Origin of the sequence: Thiogranum longum (genome assembly GCF_004339085.1) — a bacterium.
In the GTDB taxonomy this organism is placed as follows: Bacteria; Pseudomonadota; Gammaproteobacteria; order DSM-19610; family DSM-19610; genus Thiogranum; species Thiogranum longum.
In genome coordinates this window covers 1,593,298-1,613,230 of the sequence record NZ_SMFX01000001.1, presented here as the reverse complement: position 1 = coordinate 1,613,230, position 19,933 = coordinate 1,593,298, and the positions used below count along the sequence as shown (strand labels likewise).

The 19,933-nt window shown below is 54.4% G+C and carries 18 protein-coding genes; 12 read left to right on the top strand and 6 right to left on the bottom strand.

Annotated elements, in window-relative coordinates; translation table 11 throughout:
* Position 1: 1 nt before the first annotated feature.
* On the bottom strand, positions 2 to 865 hold the full coding sequence (locus tag DFR30_RS07985; RefSeq protein WP_165869141.1) for a phosphate/phosphite/phosphonate ABC transporter substrate-binding protein: 864 nt from the start codon (positions 863 to 865) through the stop codon (positions 2 to 4).
* A 173-nt stretch (positions 866 to 1,038) separates the two neighbouring features.
* On the opposite strand from DFR30_RS07985, the gene merC reads away from it, so the two are divergent.
* Positions 1,039 to 1,461 (top strand): organomercurial transporter MerC, encoded by a 423-nt coding sequence (merC, locus tag DFR30_RS07980; RefSeq protein ID WP_132972154.1) that lies wholly within the window; start codon positions 1,039 to 1,041, stop codon positions 1,459 to 1,461.
* Complete coding sequence (gene merA / locus DFR30_RS07975) at positions 1,454 to 2,911, top strand: mercury(II) reductase (RefSeq protein ID WP_132972153.1); 1,458 nt, start codon at positions 1,454 to 1,456, stop codon at positions 2,909 to 2,911. The genes merC and merA overlap by 8 nt, the downstream gene beginning before the upstream one ends.
* On the opposite strand, the gene nhaD is transcribed toward merA, so the two are convergent.
* Entirely contained in the window at positions 2,908 to 4,347 is a 1,440-nt protein-coding gene (gene nhaD, locus DFR30_RS07970; protein WP_132972152.1) for a sodium:proton antiporter NhaD, read from the bottom strand. The genes merA and nhaD overlap by 4 nt on opposite strands.
* 19 nt (positions 4,348 to 4,366) lie before the next feature.
* Positions 4,367 to 6,325: an SLC13 family permease gene (locus DFR30_RS07965; protein ID WP_132972151.1), complete on the bottom strand. Its 1,959-nt coding sequence runs from the start codon at positions 6,323 to 6,325 to the stop codon at positions 4,367 to 4,369.
* A 147-nt stretch (positions 6,326 to 6,472) separates the two neighbouring features.
* Between DFR30_RS07965 and DFR30_RS07960 the strand changes: the two genes are divergently transcribed.
* From DFR30_RS07960 to DFR30_RS07915, 10 genes are all read left to right on the top strand, one after another.
* Positions 6,473 to 7,330, top strand: a complete 858-nt coding sequence (locus DFR30_RS07960) for a LysR family transcriptional regulator (RefSeq protein ID WP_132972150.1) — start codon at positions 6,473 to 6,475, stop codon at positions 7,328 to 7,330.
* A gap of 141 nt (positions 7,331 to 7,471) precedes the next feature.
* On the top strand, positions 7,472 to 7,834 hold the full coding sequence (locus DFR30_RS07955; protein WP_132972149.1) for a hypothetical protein: 363 nt from the start codon (positions 7,472 to 7,474) through the stop codon (positions 7,832 to 7,834).
* Positions 7,835 to 7,909: 75 nt separating this feature from the next.
* Entirely contained in the window at positions 7,910 to 9,241 is a 1,332-nt protein-coding gene (locus DFR30_RS07950; RefSeq protein WP_132972148.1) for a TolC family protein, read from the top strand.
* On the top strand, positions 9,238 to 10,674 hold the full coding sequence (locus DFR30_RS07945; protein ID WP_132972147.1) for an efflux RND transporter periplasmic adaptor subunit: 1,437 nt from the start codon (positions 9,238 to 9,240) through the stop codon (positions 10,672 to 10,674). The genes DFR30_RS07950 and DFR30_RS07945 overlap by 4 nt, the downstream gene beginning before the upstream one ends.
* 42 nt (positions 10,675 to 10,716) lie before the next feature.
* A complete protein-coding gene (locus DFR30_RS07940; protein WP_132972146.1) occupies positions 10,717 to 13,878 on the top strand; it encodes an efflux RND transporter permease subunit in 3,162 nt (1,053 codons plus the stop codon).
* Positions 13,879 to 13,910: 32 nt separating this feature from the next.
* A complete protein-coding gene (locus DFR30_RS07935) occupies positions 13,911 to 14,612 on the top strand; it encodes a DsbA family oxidoreductase (RefSeq protein ID WP_165869140.1) in 702 nt (233 codons plus the stop codon).
* Positions 14,613 to 14,712: 100 nt separating this feature from the next.
* Complete coding sequence (locus DFR30_RS07930; RefSeq protein ID WP_132972144.1) at positions 14,713 to 15,105, top strand: hypothetical protein; 393 nt, start codon at positions 14,713 to 14,715, stop codon at positions 15,103 to 15,105.
* Positions 15,106 to 15,240: 135 nt separating this feature from the next.
* The gene (locus DFR30_RS07925) at positions 15,241 to 16,503 is read left to right on the top strand and encodes a porin (protein ID WP_207891847.1); all 1,263 of its coding nucleotides are present in this window, start codon (positions 15,241 to 15,243) and stop codon (positions 16,501 to 16,503) included.
* Positions 16,504 to 16,515: 12 nt separating this feature from the next.
* A complete protein-coding gene (locus DFR30_RS07920; protein WP_132972143.1) occupies positions 16,516 to 17,118 on the top strand; it encodes a cytochrome c in 603 nt (200 codons plus the stop codon).
* Between the two features lie 113 nt (positions 17,119 to 17,231).
* On the top strand, positions 17,232 to 17,657 hold the full coding sequence (locus DFR30_RS07915; protein ID WP_132972142.1) for a MerR family transcriptional regulator: 426 nt from the start codon (positions 17,232 to 17,234) through the stop codon (positions 17,655 to 17,657).
* Here DFR30_RS07915 and DFR30_RS07910 read toward each other — a convergent pair.
* From DFR30_RS07910 to DFR30_RS07900, 3 genes are read right to left on the bottom strand one after another with little or no spacing between them, the layout of a single operon-like run.
* The gene (locus tag DFR30_RS07910; protein WP_132972141.1) at positions 17,649 to 18,464 is read right to left on the bottom strand and encodes an arsenite methyltransferase; all 816 of its coding nucleotides are present in this window, start codon (positions 18,462 to 18,464) and stop codon (positions 17,649 to 17,651) included. The two genes, DFR30_RS07915 and DFR30_RS07910, sit on opposite strands and share 9 nt — an antisense overlap.
* A gap of 16 nt (positions 18,465 to 18,480) precedes the next feature.
* Positions 18,481 to 19,086, bottom strand: a complete 606-nt coding sequence (locus DFR30_RS07905; RefSeq protein ID WP_165869139.1) for a TIGR04282 family arsenosugar biosynthesis glycosyltransferase — start codon at positions 19,084 to 19,086, stop codon at positions 18,481 to 18,483.
* A gap of 40 nt (positions 19,087 to 19,126) precedes the next feature.
* The gene (locus DFR30_RS07900) at positions 19,127 to 19,795 is read right to left on the bottom strand and encodes a TIGR04283 family arsenosugar biosynthesis glycosyltransferase (RefSeq protein ID WP_132972139.1); all 669 of its coding nucleotides are present in this window, start codon (positions 19,793 to 19,795) and stop codon (positions 19,127 to 19,129) included.
* Between the last annotated feature and the right edge of the window lie 138 nt (positions 19,796 to 19,933).

The window sequence follows — 19,933 nt, the reverse complement described above, 5'->3', positions numbered from 1 at the left end:
ACTATGGCACCTTCAGTGCACGTACAATCCCTTCAAGAGACGCGTATTCTTCTTCGTTGGCAGTAACGAAGCCAGGCCAGTCAAGGTGGGAGAGCAGGGTGCGGCCATCCGGTGATTCGTTCAGTGAGACCAGCGCACTGGCAATCCTCTCTCCGAGTGCAGGGTCAATCCATGGTGCAACGGCAATCGGCATGTGAGGCACCATACGTGTTGTATCAATAATGCGCATAGACTCGCGCACTTGCGGGTTGGCACGCCGAAATAGCGGTAATATGAGCGCTGCAGCATCGGTGGCTCCCTGGTAGGCCGATAGTAATGAGGCATTGTGGCTGGGAGTGGCGACCAGAGTGAGGTCATTGTCAGGATCAATCCCGTTTGCCTCAAGGTGTTCCCTGACCAGTACGGTCGTCAGTGCAAGCGGGTCGGTTGTAGCCAGTCGCTTGCTGCGCAAGTCCTGTAGTTTATATATCCTGCTTCGATGCGGTGCGACGATGACCGCTTGCATACCTGGACGATCGACCCTTGCAATGACGTGATAACCACGTCTCGCGTGTGCGAGGTAATAAAGGTGAGGTGCGGTGAATAACAGGTCGTAACGTTGCTCATCCTGTGTGCGATGAACAAAGGTCAGGAAATCCGGTGCTGTCACCATGCGTATTTCGATACCGGTTTCACGCGACAGATAATCCACCAATGGTGCGAAGCGTTTTACCAGGCGTTCCGGACTGACAATCGGCAGGAAACCGAAAGTAAGATAGGCTGGTCGTTGTTGTGGTGTGTCGGCTGACGCCTGCGCAGAAACCAACAAAAGTACTGTAATAGCTATAGCGCGTACAAATATCTTTCCGGGGCTGTTGTTTGTCATACCGTTACTGTTATTGACTGTGAACATGCAAAGATCATAACAGGGGGTTTTGTAAAAGCCTCGAAAATACACTATTTAACATAATATACATTATGCGCATATACCGGACTTGACTCTGTACCATGGTACGGACATTAGTATTGGCTCATATCTGTTGATAAGGAGCTCCTGAAATGCGATTAACCAGTTTACTAGATACCAGTGGTGCACTTGGAGCCATCGTTGCAGCAATGGGTTGTGCATCGTGTTTTCCCGCTATTGCCTCACTCGGCGCCTCTCTGGGCCTGGGATTTCTTGGCCAGTACGAGGGCGTCTTTATCAATACCTTGCTACCCGTATTTGCGAGTATCGCGCTTGCGGCGAACATTCTTTCATTTTTCTCTCATCGTATCTGGTATCGCCTGTTGGCCGGTATTACCGGTCCTTCAATGGTGCTGGCAACGCTCTACCTGTTCTGGACGGCTAACTGGAGCACCTACATGTTCTATGCAGGTCTTGCGGTGATGCTCCTTGTTTCTGTATGGGACATTGTTTCGCCCCCGCGCAAGGTTTGCGCAAGTTGCACTATACCTGCAAAGGACGTTCCTCATGACTGAGTCTTTGCAGAAAACCGATTGTGGCTGCGAATCCGAATCTGTTGCGCCAGACGGGACACTGAAGATTGCAATCGTCGGTACCGGCTCGGGGGCATTTGCCGCGGCAATCAAAGCTGTTGATGAAGGTGCACAGGTAACAATTATTGAAGGCGCTGACGTCATTGGTGGCACCTGTGTCAATATCGGCTGCGTGCCATCCAAGATCATGATTCGTGCTGCGCATGTGGCGCACCTGCAGGCACATCATCCTTTTGAAGGTATCTCCGTCAATCAACCCGTGATTGACCGGCCTGCCCTGGTCAGGCAACAGCAAGCGCGTGTTAAAGAACTGCGGCAGGCCAAGTATGAAAGCATTCTCGAGACCAACCCGGGGATCAACCTGCTGCGTGGCTGGGCGCGTTTCAGTGACAGTCATACCCTGCTTGTGGCACAGGCAGACGGGAGTGAAAAAAAGCTGACAGCAGATCGCATTCTGCTGGCAACAGGTGCCCGCCCTGCCATTCCGGATATTCCCGGTCTGAAAGACACACCTTACTGGACGTCCACAGATGCGCTGGTTGCCGAACAGGTCCCGGAACATCTTGTGGTCATCGGCGCTTCTGTAGTCGCGCTGGAACTGGCCCAGGCATTTTTGCGCCTGGGCTCAAAGGTTACCGTCCTGGCGCGCAGTGTATTTCTCTCCAGGGAGGATCCTGCGCTTGGTGAAGGCCTGGTCAGTATATTCGAGGAAGAAGGCGCCACGGTGTTGCTGCATACACTGCCTGAGTCCGTGACACACGACGGTAAGGCCTTTAGCCTGGCAACCCCGGGCGGCGATATCCATTGCGATCAACTACTGGTTGCTACCGGCCGGCAACCGAACAGCGAAAGACTGGATCTTTCCAGGGCGGGCGTCAAAACAGGCGCCAATGGCGCGATTTTGATCGATGAGCACATGCGCACCTCGGTTGACCATATCTATGCCGCCGGTGACTGCACCAATCAGCCACAATATGTCTATGTTGCCGCTGCTGCGGGTACGCGCGCTGCGATCAATATGACTGGCGGAGATGCGATGCTGGATCTGACGGCCATGCCCGCTGTGGTATTTACCGACCCTGCCGTCGCCACTGCGGGCATGACGGAAGCGCAGGCAAATAACAGCGGCATGGTTACTGATTCGCGTACCCTGGCGCTTGAGAACGTGCCGCGCGCACTGGCCAACTTCGACACGCGCGGATTCATCAAACTTGTGACAGAAAGGGATAGTGGTCGATTGGTCGGGGCACAGATCCTGGCCGCAGAGGCCGGGGAAATGATCCAGACAGCCGTACTGGCTATTCGAAACGGGATGACAGTCGAAGACCTTTCCGGGCAGTTATTTCCTTACCTGACCATGGTCGAGGGACTCAAACTCTGTGCGCAGACCTTCAGCAAGGATGTCAAACAGTTGTCTTGCTGTGCAGGCTAAAAGTATGAAGCGTTCACCCACATGTGCACCCAGATACTCGCGGCATAGCCCAACGCGATGACCGGTGTCCATTTCAGGTGTCCGAAGAAGGTGTACTTGCCTCTCGCCTGCCCCATCAATGCCACGCCAGCGGCAGAACCGATCGATAACAATGACCCCCCTACCCCGGCAGTAAGTGTGACCAGCAGCCATTGTCCGGTAGACATGTCGGGGTTCATGGTCAAAACCGCGAACATGACCGGGATGTTGTCGACAATGGCCGACATGATACCGACTGCAATATTGGCATTGGTTGCACCCCACTGGCTGTACATGACTTCTGATGCCATCGCCAGATAGCCGATAAAGCCAAGTCCGCCCACACACAGCACTACACCATAGAAAAACAGCAGGGTGTCCCATTCCGCGCGTGCAACCCGGTTGAATATATCGAAGGGTACGACATCACCTAATTTATCATTGTGGGCATTTTCAATACCGCATGCCTCGACACATTTGTAGTGGGTTTTTTTCAGGTAGAAACCGAACAGCTGCAGGTAGCCCAGTCCGGTCAACATGCCAATGACCGGTGGCAGCCCCAGGAAGTTATGAAAGCTGACAGCCGTAACTATGGTTAACAGGAACAGCGCGATGATGCGTTTTGCCCCACGCCGCATGTTAACCACTTCATCTGAAGCGGCCGGTTGTTCGTCGGGAATAGCGAAATGCATGATCGCCGCCGGTACAAGAAAGTTTACAACCGAAGGAATAAACAATGCGAAGAAGGTCCAGAAGTCGACGGTGCCTTTTTGCCAGACCATCAGCGTTGTAATATCGCCAAACGGGCTGAAGGCTCCGCCGGCGTTTGCAGCAACAACAATATTGATGCACGCCAGCGTAACGAAACGTAAATTGTCGCCACCAACGGACAGCACTACTGCGCACATCAGCAAGGCAGTTGTCAGATTGTCCGCCACAGGTGAAATAAAGAACGCAAGAATACCCGTCATCCAGAACAACTGACGAAAACCGAAACCCTTGCGGACCAGCCAGGCGCGCAGGGCATCGAATACACGGCGTTCTTCCATCGCGTTGATATAAGTCATCGCAACCAGCAGGAACAGCATCAACTCGGCATATTCCAGCAGATTGTGGCGAACAGCCTGTTCCGCCAGTTCGGACATACCATGACTGGCGTACTGCCAGCCGATAATGCCCCAGATCAGGCCCGCGCCAATAATGACGGGCTTGGATTTGCGCAGGTGCAGGAACTCTTCGCCGATCACCAGCGCATAGGCAAACACAAATATGGCCAGCGCGGCGTAGCCGATACCGCTGCTGGTCAGGTCCATGCGGGCAGCTTCACTGCCCTCCCCGCCAGTGGTTGCCAGGGCAAATGCAGGTATAAAACTGAACAGGGTGGCCAGTAAAAACCGGCATACAGTGCGAAAGGTCATACTTCTTCCTTGAAAAACGCTAGAAAACAATATTCATCATGACCATGGAGACAATCAGGAACAAAATTGTCATGACGCCACCCGCACGGATAAAGTCCGGCACCCGGTATCCACCTGGACCCATAATAAGTGCATTCACCTGGTGGGTCGGGATCAGGAAGGAGTTGGATGTGGCAATGGCCACCGTCAGTGCGAACAGCGCCGGGTCGGCCCCAACGCCAATCGCAATGTTAACGGCCAACGGAACCAGCAGTACTGTTGCGCCAACATTCGACATAACCAGCGTAAAGAAGGTCGCCAGTGCTGCAACAGCGGCCTGAATAACCCATATTGGCATGTCACCAACGACAGACAGTGTTTGTTCCGCTATCCACTTTGCGGTACCTGAGGTTTCCACTGCAAGGCCGAGCGGTATCAGGCTCGCCAGCAGGAAGACGGTCTTCCAGGATACCGCCTCGTACGCTTCTTCTATCTTGATCACGCCTGACAAAATCATGCCGATGGCGCCGGTGAGCAACGCCACAGACAGACGAAGGTCAGTGAAAAGCACCATGGTCAGGGCAATTGTGAAGAACAGGCCTGCCCAGGCAACCTTGTGAGGACGTGATTCTTCGTGCGGGTACTCGGTAGTGACCACCACAAAATTGCGGTCCTTCTCAAGTCGTGCCAGTGCATCCCAGGCCGTGTGTACCACCAGCGTGTCACCTGCTTCAAACGGCAGCTCACGAATGTTGTCCCCTTCACGCAAGGTCTTGCCATTACGGTGCAAGGCGATCAGCGCCATACCATAGGTTTTGCGCATCCATACGTCGCGGGCACTCTTGCCGATCAACTGGGAACCGGGTGGAATTACAATTTCCGCAATACCCGCCTTGGCCGATGACAAGGAGTCAGTAAAACTGCGTAACTCGCCACGCAGTCTCAGCCCGTACTTTGAGACAAAATTCTGGATATTCTTTTCGGCAGCTACCACTCCAAGCACCATACCGGCTTCAATCTTGGTGTCACGCGCAAGACCGTTCGGGCCCACCAGGCTTTCCTGGCCGGAACGTTTGCTGGCAATGATACGGATCCGGTAATCCGATTCCACATCATCAAGTTGCTTCCCTACCAGCGGGCTGTCATCGGGCACCACGATTTCAAACAACTCGTAGTTAATGCCATAGACATCCTTGAAATAGTCCATGGTGCTTGCACCGGTGGTGCTGTTTTCACTCTGGCTTGTCGGTAATACGAAGCGCCCTGCAATCACAAAATAGATAATTCCCGTAACGACCAGGGCCAGGCCAACCGGTGTCACTGAAAACAGTGACCAGGTATGCATTTGCTGGTCAGCCGGCAAGGCCTCGTTGGAGGTGAGAATCAGGTCATTCAACAGAATCAGCGGTGACGAACCGACCATGGTAACTGTACCGCCAAGAATGGCGCAGAAACCCATCGGCATCAGCAGGCGCGACAGCGGCAAGCCTGAGCGGGCCGAGATACGACTGACGACCGGGAGAAACAGTGCTGCGGCGCCGACGTTTTGCATAAAGGAAGAGATGATAGCCACAGTGCCGGAGATAATCGGGATAATGCGTGTCTCGGTCGTGCCGCCTACCTTTAATATAAAGGTCGCCACCTTGCTCATCAGGCCGGTACGATCAAGACCCGCGCCGATGATCATAACCGCAATAATGGACATCACTGCATTACTGGCAAAGCCATTGAACAGTTTCTGGTTATCGACCAGCCCCTGCTCCAGCCCCATAAGGGGGGCAAACAGTGAAGTCAGCCCCAGCAACACCATGATACTCACGGCAGCGACATCAACGCCGACGATTTCGAATACAAATAAATAGATCGTGAGCATCAATATGCCGGACACCCAGGCAATTTCGATATTGGGTGTTACGGTGGCAAGCGCCAGTGCTACCACCAGAAATACCAGCCCCGCGAGAATCTGACGCAGTGCGGATGATGAAACATTTATATTCATAACAATCTCTTACCGGATTATTTTAATGCGGCATATAGTGAATATTTTGTGAAGTCCGTAAAACGACGCGCGGATGTTATACAACTGTCTGTATACTGAGAAGCAAATTAAACAGGCCAATTTGAACAAGATTTTAGCACACGTGTCATGGATATCGAGCAACTCAAGACCTTTCTGGAAGTCGACCGCATGCGAAATTTTCGCAAAGCCGCCGAGAACCTGTTTATTTCCCCGTCAGCGGTTAGCGCACGCGTTCGCCAGCTGGAAGACACGCTGGGATTGTCGTTGTTTCGACGCGATCGACAGAAAGTCAGCCTGACACCGGCGGGCGAACGTTTCGAACGCCACGCCCGGTTTATTGTAGGCGCCTGGGAACGGGCGCATGAAGAAGTCGCACTCAGTGACCAGGTCGACAAGCGCCTGGTCATCGGCGGACTGTCCAGCCTTTGGGAAATCTACTTGCAGGGCTGGCTCAACGGTATTCATTGCAGCGCTCCCCTTATCGGGCTGCGCGCCGAGGCCGGGACTTCGAAACGTATCGTTCAGAAGCTCGAACAAGGGATTATCGACCTTGGGTTTCTGTTCGAGCCACCGCGCTTACGTGACATGGTTGTGCAGGAAGTCAGGGACGTTTCCATGATCATGGTCTCAACCGAACAGGATATTCCGGTCGATCGTGCACTGGCGGAAGGTTATGTTCGCGTCGACTGGGGCACTTCATTTACCAGCCTGCATGAAAGCCATTTTCCACAACGTCCGATTGCGGCTGTACGTGCCAATGTTGGCAGTATTGCGCTTGGCCTTATCGAGAATTGTGGAGGGGCAGCCTATCTTCCTGCCACACTGGTGGAAGCGGATATCGCTATGGGTAAATTATGGCGGGTACCGGATGCGCCGGAAATCCTGCTCAAAAGTTACGCGGTATTTCCTATTCATGGCGAGCACCGGTCATTGATAGATCAATTGCTGGAGCGGCTCCAGCCCGATATGGGTGGAGCCGGATGATGCGATCTTCAGCAGACCTGAATACATATTTTCCGGAATCGGCCGATCCGGTTGCCATGAACTTACTGGTCTCTGACAGGTCACAGCTTGCGTGTGTCCTGACATCATTTATACTGTGAACTCATGTTGAGTCGTAACATCTTGTCTTTGATCATTTCCTTGCTGCTGACGCTGTCGCCAATGGCGGCGCTGGATGCGGCTGCTGCCATTGCGGGCAAGGGAGATTGCATGATGATGGACATGAATCACAACACCCCTGCGGGCTCTGATCTGTCAGCCCAAAGCGCAGACGGACAAATGACACCGGACTGCCTGCATTGCAAGGATGACAGCTGCGATGACCACAACTGCGCCAGTCACGGTTGCTCTGCGGGCCATAACCTGTCTTTGATTCAATCCCCCGGCCTGGCTGCACTGGACCACAACACCGTAAGCTATAGCGCCTGCCTGATAAACGGTCTGCTGTCACACAGTGCGCCGCCCCTGCTTCGTCCACCTGTATAGTACCTCCTTGATCGTAATCTGACGCACGCGCCGTTGTGCCGTGTGTTGTTGTGACTCAATTTGGGAGCTACCGACATGTCTGAGTGTCGTATTAATACTTATTTCAGGCGTAATACCGCCTTTTCAATGCTGGTTGGAGCACTGTCAGTGCTGGCAATGGGCCTTGGCCCGGGCATCAGTCAGGCCGCATCCATGTTGACACTGGAAGAGGCCGAGCAACTGGCGCAGACAGAAGACCCGGCCATTATCGCCAGTCGGGCAAGAGCCGAGGCGCTACGAGAGCAGTCTGTTGCCGCCGGCCAGTTACCGGATCCAAAGCTTTTGCTGGGGATGTGGAACGTACCGGTTGATGATTTCAGCATCAGTCGTGAACCAACCACCCAGCTGCGTACCGGTATACGCCAGGCTTTCCCGCGTGGCAACTCACTGGAATACCGGCAGCGCAGTACGGAATGGATGGGTAAGGCAGAAGCCTCCAGGACGCGCACGACACGACTTGAAATACAACGTGATGTCAGACAGGCATGGCTTGAACTGTTTTACCAGCAACGGGCTGCCGGGATCGTGCAGCAGTCACGCAACCTGTTCCAGCAACTGGTCGAGATCACCCGTTCACATTTCGCCAGTGGGCGTGTCAGCCAGCAGGATGTGCTGCAGGCACAACTGGAACTGTCACGCCTGGATGACCGCGCTACCCGCATCAGCAAGCAGGCCGATATCCAGCGTGCCAGACTAAGCCGCTGGCTGGGCGAGCGCGCCTGGGCACCGATCGATGAAACTTTCCCTGAACTGCCTGCTTTACCTGAGCGGGATCAACTGCGCACCGGCCTGCTCTCACACCCGGCAATCGAGGCGGCCAGTGCACGGGTTGAGTCCAGGCAACAACTGGTCAAGGCTGCACGTGAACAGTACAAGCCCGGGTTCAATGTCGGTGTGGAATACCGCAAGCGTTTTGGCGATAACCCTGATGGTAGTTCCCGCACCGATATGATGGCAGCCATGGTGACACTCGACCTGCCCCTGTTTACTGACAAACGGCAAGACAGGCAATTGTCCGCAAGCCAGTCATTGGCCGGTGCCGCGATACAGGCGCGCGAACAACGTTTGCGCGAACTGCGACGCATGCTGGACGCAGACTACGCACGCTGGGAACGACTGGGTGAACAGGAAACCCTTTACCGCGATAATTTGCTGCGTGAGGCACACGCGAATGCCGATGCCGCGCTGTCGTCCTACCAGAACGGGATCAATGAATTCACATCCCTGATGCGGGCACGGCTGATGGAACTGGAAGTAAGCCTGCAGGACATCCGCATCCGCGTCGATCGCGCAAAAGCTGCGGCTGCTCTGCTGTTCCTGGCTGCCGAATTGCCTGACGCCCAGAATAACCCGGGAGATAACCCATGAAACTGTCTGTCACCTCACTCTGTCTTGCCGTGATTATGGCAAGTGGTATGTCTGCCTTGAAATCAACACCGGCGTCTGCTGCCGAAGACAAGGAAATTCTCTACTGGGTCGCCCCGATGGATCCCGGCTATCGTCGAGAAAAACCCGGTAAGTCGCCGATGGGAATGGACCTGGTTCCGGTCTATGCCGACGCAGAAAATGAAGGCGATATTGTCAAAATTAACCCGGTCATGGTGCAGAACCTGGGGGTTCGTACCGCAAAGGTCGAGCGCGGAAAGCTCTGGCGCATGATCGAGGCTGTTGGTTATGTGGCATTTGATGAGCGCAAGCTCAGCCACCTGCACCTGCGAACGGATGGCTGGATCGAGAAACTCACGGTCAAGTCCAACGGTGAGCGTGTCAAAAAAGGTGACGTACTACTGGAGCTGTATTCACGTGAACTGGTCAATGCCCAGGAAGAATATATTCAGGCGCTGCGCGGCAGTAATGATTATCTTACACGCGCATCAAAAGAACGGCTGGAAGCGCTGGGCATGAGTAAACAGCAAATCCGTGAGGTTGCCAGCAAGCGCCGCGCCTTCCAGCAGGTACGCATTCTCGCCAGCCAGGATGGCATTGTTAATAATCTCAATGTACGGGAAGGCATGTATGTCAAACCCAGTACAGAAGTCCTGGCGCTGGCAGACCTGTCCTCGGTATGGTTGCTGGTCGATGTGTTCGAACGCCAGTCCGCATGGGTGGCTGCCGGACAGCCGGCCGAAGTCAGGCTGGGATATATCCCGGGGCGGGAATGGGAAGGTAACGTCGAGTTCGTATACCCGACCATAGATCCGAAAACGCGCACCCTGCAGGCGCGTTTGCAATTCGACAATCCCGACGAAACACTCAAACCGGATATGTATGCCGATGTACGTATCTACGCAGGACCAAAAGAAAACGTGCTGAGTATTCCGCGTGAGGCCCTGATCAAGGACAGCGATTCCCAGCGTGTGGTGCTTTCCCTGGGTGAAGGTCGCTTCCGTGCTGTGCCGGTCGTGGCAGGTATGGAAAGTGGTGAATATGTGGAAATCCTGGAGGGCCTGAACGAGGGTGACAAGGTGGTGACATCTGCCCAGTTCCTGATTGATTCGGAAGCCAGCCTGCGCGCCAGTTTCAGCCGTATGGGGTCTGATGACAACCCGGTAGAAGGCACTGCGATTGATGCCCCCGTGATGGGCATGGGGGTCGTAAACGAGATCTTTGCTGGCGAGCGGCGTGTGAACATTTCCCATGAGCCGATCGAGGCGCTCGGGTGGCCCGCAATGACGATGGATTTCAATCTGGACGAGAATGCCAGCCTGGAGGGTATTACACCCGGTGCCAAGGTGCACTTTATGCTGGTGAAAGATGATCAGGGGAACTACACCGTAGATTCGATCAGTGTCGTTGAATAAACAGAGCGTCACGACGAAACCATCACTCAAGAGAATTAGCTCATGATTGCAAACATCATTCACTGGTCAGTCAGGAACCGTTTCCTGGTATTGCTGATGACGATCGGACTGATTACCTGGGGCAGTTATTCGTTAAAGAATACACCACTGGATGCCCTGCCCGATCTGTCCGATGTCCAGGTCATCATCAAAACCAGCTTCCCGGGCCAGGCCCCGCAGGTCGTGGAAGACCAGGTTACCTACCCGTTGACAACCACCATGCTGTCAGTGCCCAAGGCGACCACGGTACGTGGCTATTCCTTTTTCGGGGATTCCTTCGTCTATATTCTTTTCGAGGATGGTACCGACCTGTACTGGGCGCGTTCACGTGTGCTGGAGTACCTCAGCCAGGTGCAAAGCCGCCTGCCCGCCAACGCGACAACAGCGCTTGGGCCGGACGCTACCGGTGTCGGCTGGGTATACGAGTACGCACTGGTCGACCGTACCGGTCAACATGATCTGTCGCAGTTGCGCAGTATCCAGGACTGGTTTCTGAAATATGAACTGCAGACCGTCCCCGGTGTGTCGGAAGTTGCAACCATTGGCGGTATGGTCAAACAGTACCAGGTCGTTGTTGACCCCGACCGCCTGCGCGCCTATGGCATTTCACTCGACAAGGTCAAACGCGCCATTCAGCGCGGAAACCAGGAAGTCGGCGGTTCGGTCATCGAAATGGCCGAAGCCGAGTACATGGTACGTGCCACCGGCTATATCCAGGGGATTGAACAGCTCAGGGAGATCCCGCTGGGCATGAATGCCAACGGGACGCCGGTGTTGCTGGAAGATATTGCCGATATTCGCCTTGGCCCGCAAATGCGCCGTGGTATCGCCGAGCTGGACGGTGAAGGTGAAGTGGTCGGCGGCGTCATCATCATGCGCTGGGGTGAAAATGCATTAACGACCATCGAAGGGGTAAAGGAGAAACTGAAAACCCTGCAGGCAAGTCTGCCCGACGGCGTTGAAATTGTCCCGACCTACGACCGTTCCGGTCTGATCGACCGTGCAATCGACACGCTGAAGGAAAAGCTGGTCGAGGAATTCATTGTCGTGACGCTGGTATGCGCGGTGTTTCTTTTCCATATTCGTTCAGCGCTTGTGGTTCTGCTCAGTCTGCCGGTCGGCATCCTTGCGGCCTTTATCGTCATGCACATGCAGGGCATCAATGCCAATATCATGTCGCTGGGCGGTATTGCGATTGCGATTGGTGCGATGGTGGATGCGGCAATCGTCATGATCGAAAATATGCACAAACACATGGAGCACGAAACGATTACAGAGGAGAACCGTTGGGATATTGTCGCCAAGGCGGCGGCCGAGGTTGGTCCCGCGCTGTTTTTCTCACTGCTGATCATCACCCTGAGCTTCCTGCCGGTATTTACGCTGGAAGCGCAGGAGGGTCGTATGTTCTCCCCACTGGCGTTCACCAAGACGTATGCCATGGCAGCAGCAGCCGGCCTGTCGATCACACTGGTGCCTGTCCTGATGGGCTATTTTATTCGCGGCAAGATTGTTGCGGAGGAAAGGAACCCGGTCAACCGGTTCCTGATCGCCGGTTACCGGCCGGTCATCGATAGTGTACTTGCAATGCCGAAAACCATCGTACTGGTTTCGACTCTGGCGGCAGCTTCCATGCTCTGGCCTTTGACAGGCCTCTGGCCGCTTGATGACGGGCTGGGTTCCGAGTTCATGCCCGACCTCAACGAAGGTGATCTGCTGTACATGCCGAGCACCTTCCCGGCCGTGTCGATAGGCAAGGCACAGGAAATCATCCAGCAGACCAATAAACTCATTATGACGGTTCCGGAGGTCAAGCGTGTGTTCGGTAAGATCGGCCGTGCCGAGTCAGCAACAGATCCGGCACCCTTGACCATGATCGAAACCACTATCCAGCTCAAGCCGCTGGATGAATGGCGTGAGGGAATGACCATGGACAAGTTGCGTCGTGAACTCGATGCACTGGTCAAGGTGCCCGGCATGAGTAATGCCTGGGTGATGCCGATCAAAAACCGTATCGATATGCTGGCAACCGGCATCAAGACACCGGTCGGCATCAAGGTGGCCGGCCCAGATCTTGCGGTCATTCAGGACATTGGCAAGGATATCGAACGCATTCTGACGCCGGTTAAAGGTACCGTGTCCGTATTTTCCGAACGCGTGGTCGGTGGACGCTATGTACTTGTGGATATCAACCGTACGGCCGCTTCACGTTACGGTCTGAATATTGCCGACGTGCAGCAGATTGTCAGTACTGCTGTCGGTGGTATGAATGTGACTGAAAGTATAGAGGGCCTCGAGCGCTACCCGGTTAATGTGCGTTATCCCCGTTCGGTACGTGACTCCGAGGTCAAACTGGCAGAATTACCTATTCGCACACCCGGGGGCGCCCAGATCACGCTGGGTGACGTTGCCGAAGTCAAAATCGTTAGCGGGCCTGGCGTTATCAAGAGTGAGAATGCGCGTCTCAATGGCTGGATTTACATCGATATCCAGGACCGTGACCTGGGTTCCTACGTCAAGGAAGCCAAGCAGGTCGTTGCCGAGCAGCTCGACCTGCCCGCTGGCTACTCGCTCAACTGGTCCGGCCAGTACGAGTTCATGGAGCGCGCCAAGCAGAAACTGGCCACTGTGGTACCGGTCACGCTGGGGATCATCGTGTTGCTGCTGTACCTCAATTTCCAGCGTTTCACCGAGGTGCTGATCATCCTCGGTACCCTGCCGCTGGCACTGGTTGGTGGTATCTGGCTGCTGTACTGGCTGAACTATGATATCTCGGTGGCCGTGGGTGTGGGTTTCATTGCCCTTGCCGGTGTATCGGTTGAGATTGGTGTCATCATGCTGGTATACCTCAACCAGGCCTACCGTCGACACCAGGAAGTGGCGTGGCGTGAACAACGCACTGTTGACATGAAGGAATTACGTGAAGCGGTCATCGAGGGTGCGCTGATGCGTGTAAGGCCCATTATGATGACCGTTGCCGCGATCATCGCCGGTCTGTTACCGATCATGCTGGGCACCGGTACCGGATCGGAAGTGATGCGCCGTATTGCAGCGCCCATGGTCGGTGGTATGATCAGCGCGACCGTGCTGACGCTGCTGGTGATACCGGCCGCTTTCATGATCTGGCGCGGTTACCAGATCCGGTCAGGGCGTATTTCCCGTGACTGATATATTGCTGCTGGACACACGGGGTACATGGGTTGCAGGAACTGACAGTTGAATTGTTCTCCGATGTGTTATGCATCTGGGCCTATGGCGCACAGCCGCGAATTGATCAGCTAAAGGCTGACTATGGTGACAGGGTTACGTTGAACTACCGGTTCGTCCCGGTTTTTGCCGCGGCCCATGAGCGTATTCAGGATGGCTGGAAAGACCGGGGATTGTACGAGGGTTTCAACCGCAACCTGCACGAGGTTGCCAGTCAGTGGGACCATATCAAGCTGCATCCCGATGTATGGCTCAATGACCCGCCCAGGTCATCGAGCGTGGCACACCTGTACCTGAAAGCCCTGCAGGAACTGGAACAGGACGGTATCTTCCCGGTCACGCCTGTCAGTGAATACAATGATCGCACGCGCTTCGAGGAGTTCCTGTGGCGGGTTCGCTGCGCCTTTTTCGAACAGGCCCGGAATATTTCCCGTATGGATGTGCTGGATCAAATTGCTGCGGAACTCGGGTTGCCTGTTGAGCGTGTGCATGCGCTGATCGATAATGGCAGCGCACACGCTGCTTTTCACCTGGATACAGAGGCCCGTGACCGCTACCAGATCCCGGGCAGCCCGACATTGATATTCAATGAAGGTCGCCAGCGCCTGTACGGTAACGTCGGCTACCGTATCATCGATGCCAATATCAGCGAGCTTCTGGATAGTCCGACACAGGGCTATGCGAGCTGGTGCTGACTGCAGTACTGCATTATTGATTCAGATCAATGCAGCTGAACGGGTGGCTGTTTAGCCTGAATCACGGTACAAGGAACAAGGGTTTTCAGGCTGAGCAGTGATGACAAGGAATGACAGCACAATGCAGGGGATTTTGAGCTGGCTATTGATGCTGGTTATGGCGACTGCGCCACTGCTCGCCGTCAATCCTGTATTTGCTTCTGATTGCGATCATGCCAGTCACGATTCAACAGCAACCCCTTGCAACAATCATACTGTCCTGCATCAGGCAGCTACTGTTTCAGTCAAGCATGATTGCTGTTGCGATGATAAGACTATTGATAAAAACTGCACCGGTAACTGCACGTTTGCTCACAGCATACCTGCCGTACCGGTTAATAGCCTTGCTGTTTTTCCGGAATTATTTGTTCAAACATACGATCTTCATATTGGCCATGGACTCATCGGTCTAAAGCCACTACCACTGCTTCATCCTCCCCGATACTTCGCCTGACAGCAGGGTTTCCACACTCTGCTACGCTAGTGTAGCGCCGCTTCATCTGAATGATGGGAGCTACACAAGAGTTATAACGCCTATTTTTTGCCCCGTATATTCGAAATACCGGGGTACATACCGGGAGACAGACCGATGAAACAGACTCTCATGAAACTGAAACCACTGGCGCTCGCCCTGTGCGTCGCCTCACTGCCTTTACCGGCCTACTCTGCAGATAATCTCGATTCACTGCGGAACACCGTCGAAACACTGAAAAAACAACTGGAACAGGTTCAGAAACAGCTCGATGAACAGGATAAAGCCACGGTAACCCGTGCCGATCTGGAAGAGGTCAGAAAAGAGGCCGCTTCAGCGAATGAATGGAAATCACCGAACACCCTGGTCCACATGGCCGGTTATGCCGATGTCGGCTACGCAAAAACAGAGGGTGAAGATGGAAGTTTCGGGGTGGGTGGTTTTTCACCGATTTTCCACTTCCAGTACCGCGATCTGGTCATGCTGGAATCCGAACTGGAGTTCGAGGTGGAAGATGATGGAGAAACATCGGTTGCGCTTGAGTACCTGACCATCGACTTTTTCCTGAATGACTACGTCACGCTTGTGGCAGGCAAATTCCTCAGCCCGATCGGTCAGTTCCGCCAGAACCTGCACCCCTCGTGGATCAACAAGATTGTTTCGGCCCCGCCCGGCTTCGGCCATGACGGTGCAGCACCAACTTCAGAACTTGGTGCACAGTTGCGCGGTGGTTTCCCGCTTGGCGGAATGCGGACCAACTTTGCCGTGTATGCCGGCAACGGCCCCGAACTGAATTCCGAAACCGAGGACCAGGTCGAGTTCGAACTCGAAGGTGTACGTGCGGAGGGTTTTGGTACTGATGCCGATGAAGAGCTGGTATACGGTGGACGCTTTGGACTTTTACCCATACCTAGTCTTGAAATTGGTGTTTCCGGGGTAACCGGCAAGGCAACCGTAACCGAACTGGAGGACGAGTCGGGACTGCCCGAACTTGTACTGGACGAGGAAAAGCGTGACTACCGCGTGTACGGTGCCGACTTCAACTTCTCGTACCGTTCACTGGGTGTGCGCGGCGAGTATGTCAAGACACGTGTAGGCTCTGCAAATACCGGTATTACGGCTTCGGGATCGGCAACGTGGGAGTCCTGGTACACCCAGGCAGCCTACAAGTTCCTCCCGACAAAATGGGAAGGTGTCGTACGTTACACTGACTTTGACTCCGCTGTCGATGCGCAGGACGTACAACAATGGGCATTTGGCGTGAACTACCTGTTCACCAGTAATTTCATGGCCAAGTTCACCTATGAGTTGAATGATGGTGAGAATGGAAGCCCTGTCGATGACAACCGCTTCCTGACGCAACTGGCTTACGGCTTCTAAGGAGTGATGACGATGAAAACACGTTTGACAAAACAGCTTAAAACAACCGTGGCCGCCATCTCCATCGGGGCGTCAGTTTTGCTTCCGTTACCGGCTGCTGCATTCGACTTTCCGGAACCTGGTGATTTTGCCAGCGGTTCAAAAGCCTGGGCGGAAAATTGTGCACGTTGCCACAATATCAGACCTGCCAACGAACTACGTGACGATCAATGGCTGACCACGGTATTTCATATGCGTGTCCGGGCCGGTCTTACTGGCCAGGAGGCCAGGGATATCCTGACATTCCTGCAAACGTCCAATGTGGCGCTTGTACAGGAACCGGTCAGACCTGATGACGCACCGGCCAGCACACTATCCGGCAAGGAGATCTACCAGCAAACCTGTATCGCCTGTCATGGTGCTGATGGCAAGGGCGCTTTTGCCGGAGTACCTGATTTCACGGACCCGCAGGGGCGCTTGAGTAAAAGCGACGAGGAGTTGTTGAAGAATGTACAGAATGGTTTTCAGAGCCCCGGATCGCCTATGGCCATGCCTCCACGTGGCGGTAACAGTGCGCTCACGGGTGGAGACCTGCAGAAGGTAATCAAATACCTGCACAGTGAGTTTGGTTCATAACAGAACGGCGTACAGCGGTGCCGGGACTTGCCCCGGCACCGGTTGTATTTCCAGGAATGCCATCATACTCAGGCAGCTTGGTTCATTAGGCTTGCGCGAGTACACTCGCAGGCATGCATACGAAAGGACAGGGCCTGACAATTGGCGCACTGGCCAGACAGGCTGGTGTTAACGTCGAAACCATACGCTACTACCAGCGCATCGGCCTGTTATTTGAACCCCCCAAACCTGCACAGGGTTACCGGCGTTATCCACAACAGGAGGTGTCCCGTGTGCACTTCATCAAACGAGCCCAGGAACTGGGGTTTTCACTGAAAGAAATTGCCGGGCTCCTGCAACTGAACGACGGAAATTGCAGTGCTGCGCGCCACATGGCCGAACAGAAACGTGAGCTGGTAAACACCCGGCTCAACGACCTGAAACGTCTGTACGACACGCTAAGCAGCATGATTGATGCTTGCCGGCAGAGCGAAGCAAATGGTGCATGTTGTGCACTCATCGATACCCTGACAAGGAACCCGGACAGACCTTCAGACTGAGGTCGGTTTCACCGCTTCAATGGTCGCGGAAACCACATATTCCTCAACCCCCCGTCCCGGTGCCCAGTCCTTGATGAACTCAAGCGACTCATCCTTTGGCTGGATCGTAATATCGACGAAGCCTGCGGCTTGCAGCCAGCCTTCCAGCTCACTGATCAGCGATGCACCGGCCACACAGGCGGAATGCAGGTAGGGGTCATTACGGATGGAATCCGGCAATTCAGCACTGGCAACAACATCGGATATCGCCAGCCGCCCGCCAGGCTTCAGGACACGCCAGGCTTCCCGGAATACCTGGGCCTTGTCAGGTGACAGGTTGACCACGCAGTTGGAAATAATAACGTCGATGCCGGCATCCGCGACCGGCAGATATTCGATTTCACCCAGACGAAACTCAACCTGGCTGAAACCGCCTTTTTCTGCGTTTGCGCGCGCCTTGCTGAGCATGGCTGGCGTCATATCGATACCAATGACACGTCCGCTTTCACCGACTTCCTGTGCGGCCAGAAAGGCATCGAAACCGCCACCACTGCCGAGATCAAGTACAACTTCACCGGCTTCGAGGCTGGCAATCGCGCGCGGGTTACCACAGCCAAGCCCCATGTCGGCACCCTCCGGCACGCTGTCGAGATCTTGCTGTGAATATCCCAGGCGTGTCGATATCAGTGTATTGATCTGCTCGTCTTCGGAAACACCGCAACAGGATGTCGCCTCGCCACAGCACGCTCCTTCGTCACTGGCCTCGGCAACTTCACTGTAGGCCTGGCGAACATTCTGGCGAACGCCGTCTGATTGTGACTGACTCATAATGACTTTCCTGCATTCATGGCTGGTTTACGGTTACCTGACAGACATCCTGCCAGCGTTTGTAGTCTTCCGGGTAATCGACATCCCAGAGCATATCGAGTTCCGTGTAATGCATGCCGGCATTCTGCAGCGCTGTGCGGGTCTGCTGCATGACGCTGTCGCTACCCCAGTCTATCGCATGAAACCATCGTTCATCTGCCCTTTTCCCGCCGATGAGAACATATCCCCCATCCTCACTGGGTCCGATAACCACCTCTGTCCCGTTGGCCAGTCGTTGCAGTGCATTTTCGAGATAGGCCGTTCCCATAGCCGGGCAGTCGCTACCAATAATGAGTGCACTGTTGTGATGGTCCAGCACCTGGCGAAGCGCAAGATACATCCGCTCCCCAAGGTCACCGCCTTGCTGGGCAACCAGATTTACACCCGTGGTGATGACGAGCGCTTGTACAAACGGGTGTGTGAGGTCGCCGTCGATATGCAGTTCAACCGGCGCAAGCCTGCTGTCGGCTGCGGTGTGAAGCGTTATTTCAAGCAATTGCCGATAAACTGCAAGGGCTGCGTCATCACCAATACCGGCAGCCAGGCGTGTTTTTACCTGGCCGTACTCCGGTGACCTCGCCATGATAACAATACAGGCATCCGGAAACCTGAACTCGCTGACACTAGACATAGTGATTAGCGAGATAATGCGCGGGGACGCCAACAGAAAAAGCCAGTCGTAATAGCCACATTCGGACAATCGTCCGCACCGTGCCATGGCTTTCCCAACGACGGCTGGAGGTCTCCAGTACGCCGCCAGCAAATGCCGGCCTTGTCACCCGCTTCAGGCGTGTGCTGAGATCAATATCTTCCATGAGCGGGATCGCTTGAAAGCCACCAACCTGATCGAATATCTGCCGCTCAATAAAGATACCCTGGTCACCGGTCAAAATACCCGTCAGTCTCGAGCGGATATTCATCAGCCGTTCTACGATTCTCAACAATCGCTGGCTGCCAGAGAGACGTACCGGAAAACCGCCCCAGCCTGCATGGTCCAGAACCTGCGAGATCATTTCATCCGCACCCGCCGGAACCCGGGAGTCCGCATGTAGAAACCACAGGACATCACCGTTCGCCACGTCAGCACCGGCCTGCATCTGAATTGCGCGGCCTGCCGGGGTTACCTGGCAGAGATCACAGCGTGGGCTGGCGATCGCTACGCTGTTGTCGCCGCTACCTCCATCGATGACGATCACTTCGTGTCCACGCTCACGGAACGATTGCAAGGCATTCAAAAGAGTACCCATCGTTTTCGCTTCGTCAAGAACAGGGATAATAATGCTCAGTTTCATAGCCTTGCCGTGACCCGCTCTTAAGTGTAAACATTAGATAAATAATGTAATATATTGATTATAAATGTATGTGTGAAGATTTACATCGCTATGCCGAAGTAACAACTGTCTGATTTTGGGCAAATATGACAAATATGT